Consider the following 2,537-nt stretch of genomic DNA (forward strand, 5'->3'; position numbering starts at 1 on the left):
AGAGCTTACTCCTTCGGCGCCGCTTAGCGGTCTCTCCCATAACCTTCATCCCAATATATTGTTAGATAGTACAATTTTAGCAAGGAGCTTTGTATGTGTCAAGCAATTAGAATGAACATTCTTGCTATTGAGATTATTAGTCTTTGCTCGAAGATTTAAAAACTATAGCTTACAGTTGCCTCATAAGTTTTATATTTTGTCGGACTATCGTCAAGATCCTGTTCATCTTTAAAAACTAATTCCAACGCTGTATTATCGTTCATCGAATGCGAAACAGCGTAGTGGACGCCGCGCAGATTGCTGCCGAAATCGCTTTGTCCGCCCATGGCGCCATTGGCTTCAACCCGGAACCCGATAACCGAAAGACTGAAAAGCCCCCAGTTTCAATTTGAACTGGGGGCTTAAGATTAAACTTTTTCGTTTACAACATTTACAGGTTTACCATCGATAAACGATTTGATATTATCACCCATCAGATTTACAAGCCTTTGCCTGGATTCATAACGGCGCCAGCCAATGTGAGGAGTCATTATCACATTATCCATGTCAAATAAAGGGTTATCTAATGCAGGCGGCTCAATCTCCTGAACGTCGAGACCTGCACCGGCGATTTGTCCGTTCTTCAAAGCTTCAATCAGGTCAGCTTCTTTGATTAGCGGCCCTCTGGAGGTATTAATAATATAAGCTGAAGGTTTCATCAGTTTCAATCTATCTTTGTTGATTATATGCTTTGTATCGGCAGTTAAAGGACAATGGAGCGTTACAAAATCGCTCTCTCTGAGTACTTCTTCAAGTTCAGCATATTTTACATTTGCCTCTTCCCATGGTCTCTGGAACTTATCGTAAATAAGAATATTCATGCCTAAAGCCAGGGCTATTCTTATAGTATTGCGACCTATCGCACCGGCGCCAATTACACCGAGGGTCTTACCCTGAAGTTCAATGTGCGGAACTTTTAAATAATCCGTGAAGTTACTAAAATCTTTCTTCTCAAGCATATGCTGCTGTTGAGGTAATGAGGCACTTAAATTCAATATAAAGGTTATTGCCAAATGCGCAACTGCCTCAGTACTATAACTGGGGATATTGCAGACAGCAATATTTTTCTCGCGCGCAGCGACAATATCAATGTTGTTATAGCCGGTACCCGCTTCGCAAATCAGCTTAACAGAAGGCGGAAATTGAGAGATTACATCTCTGCCGACAGGCATTTCCTTAGTAATAACAATATCTTTACCCTGAACTCTTTCAACAATCTGATCATTACTGGTATCATCATAATTAGTCAATTCAGTAAGATTGCTTAACGGCGAAAAGTCTAGCTTTTTATCAAAGTCCAATTTGCCTGCGTTTAAGAATACTGCTTTCATTCTTACTCCTCCTAAATTTTATTTAATCCTTGACTTTTACTGTTATTGTATATAAATTTGTATCATAAATAAAATAGATAATTGTGATAAGCACCATGAGTAAATTAGATAGTAAGTTTAAAGGAGCGTACTATGGATATTCGGCATCTTAAATATTTTGTCGAGGTAGCTCGGCAGAAGAGCTTTAGCAAAGCGGCTCAAATACTCCATATTTCTCAATCAGCCATCAGCAAAATGATTATTGATACAGAGGCTGAAGTTGGTCTTATGCTTTTGAATCGTAATTCCAAATCTGTACAACTTACCGAGGCGGGGGAAAGCTTTTTTCAGCGCGCGCAACAGATTGTTAATTTATTTGACAACTTAATCCCGGAAATTGAAAACGAAGCCAAACTAGACAAAGGAAAGGTTTCAATCGGCTTACCGCCGATTACGGGAGCAACCTCCTTCGCAAAACTATTAGGTCGGTTTAAGATTAACTATCCCCAGATTGAGATATTATTATTTGAGCATGGCTCAAAAAAAATTGAAACTGCCATTCAGGACGGCAGCCTGGACATTGGTATTATATGCAATTCCCCGGCTGCTGATAAATATGATTCCTTCACTCTGGCAAACGACCCGGTCTGGGTCGTTGCTCACCCGGATAACCCAATAAGCAAACTGCCTGAGATAGATTTTAAAACATTACAGAATCAATCCTTTGTAATCTATGACAGCGAATTCAGCCTTCATCACGTCATCGTCGACCAATGTCGCCTAATGGGCTTTAAACCTAACATAATCTTTGAAACCTCGCAGCTTGAACTCATGATCCAGATTGTAGCAGCCAATTTAGGCATTGCTTTCTTGCCCAGTAAGACTTGTGCAGATCTAGACCACAATTCTTTCTCGACTATTCCTTTGTCCCGCCCGGCAATATTTCACCAAATGTCGATTATTTGGAAAAAAGGCTTTTGCTTATCTCATGCAGCCCAATTATGGATCAAGTTTGCCAAAGAATACCTATCGAAAGATTCATAAAGGTTCAAATAGCTAAGAAGGCTAGGAGCCGTAGTTTTTACGGTTTCCTAGCCTTTATTGCGAAATATAATTTTAAATATTTTTATTCAGAATAAATTTACTTATTACCTCGGCTACGCCGTCATTGTCGTTAGTATCTGTAAT

Annotated in this window: 3 protein-coding genes; 1 reads left to right on the forward strand and 2 read right to left on the reverse strand. The window is 39.7% G+C overall.

What is annotated here, in order from left to right; all coding sequences use genetic code 11:
* Nucleotides 1-155: 155 nt before the first annotated feature.
* Nucleotides 156-326 carry a hypothetical protein gene (locus GX348_11895; GenBank protein NLP42858.1) on the reverse strand — a complete coding sequence of 57 codons (171 nt, stop codon included), beginning with the start codon at nucleotides 324-326 and terminating at the stop codon, nucleotides 156-158.
* Between the two features lie 81 nt (nucleotides 327-407).
* The gene (locus tag GX348_11900; GenBank protein NLP42859.1) at nucleotides 408-1,370 is read right to left on the reverse strand and encodes a D-2-hydroxyacid dehydrogenase; all 963 of its coding nucleotides are present in this window, start codon (nucleotides 1,368-1,370) and stop codon (nucleotides 408-410) included.
* A gap of 132 nt (nucleotides 1,371-1,502) precedes the next feature.
* On the opposite strand from GX348_11900, the gene GX348_11905 reads away from it, so the two are divergent.
* Entirely contained in the window at nucleotides 1,503-2,393 is an 891-nt protein-coding gene (locus GX348_11905; GenBank protein ID NLP42860.1) for a LysR family transcriptional regulator, read from the forward strand.
* Nucleotides 2,394-2,537: the final 144 nt, after the last annotated feature.

The sequence above is a fragment of the Veillonellaceae bacterium genome (assembly GCA_012523975.1).
GTDB lineage: Bacteria > Bacillota > Negativicutes > JAAYSF01 > JAAYSF01 > JAAYSF01.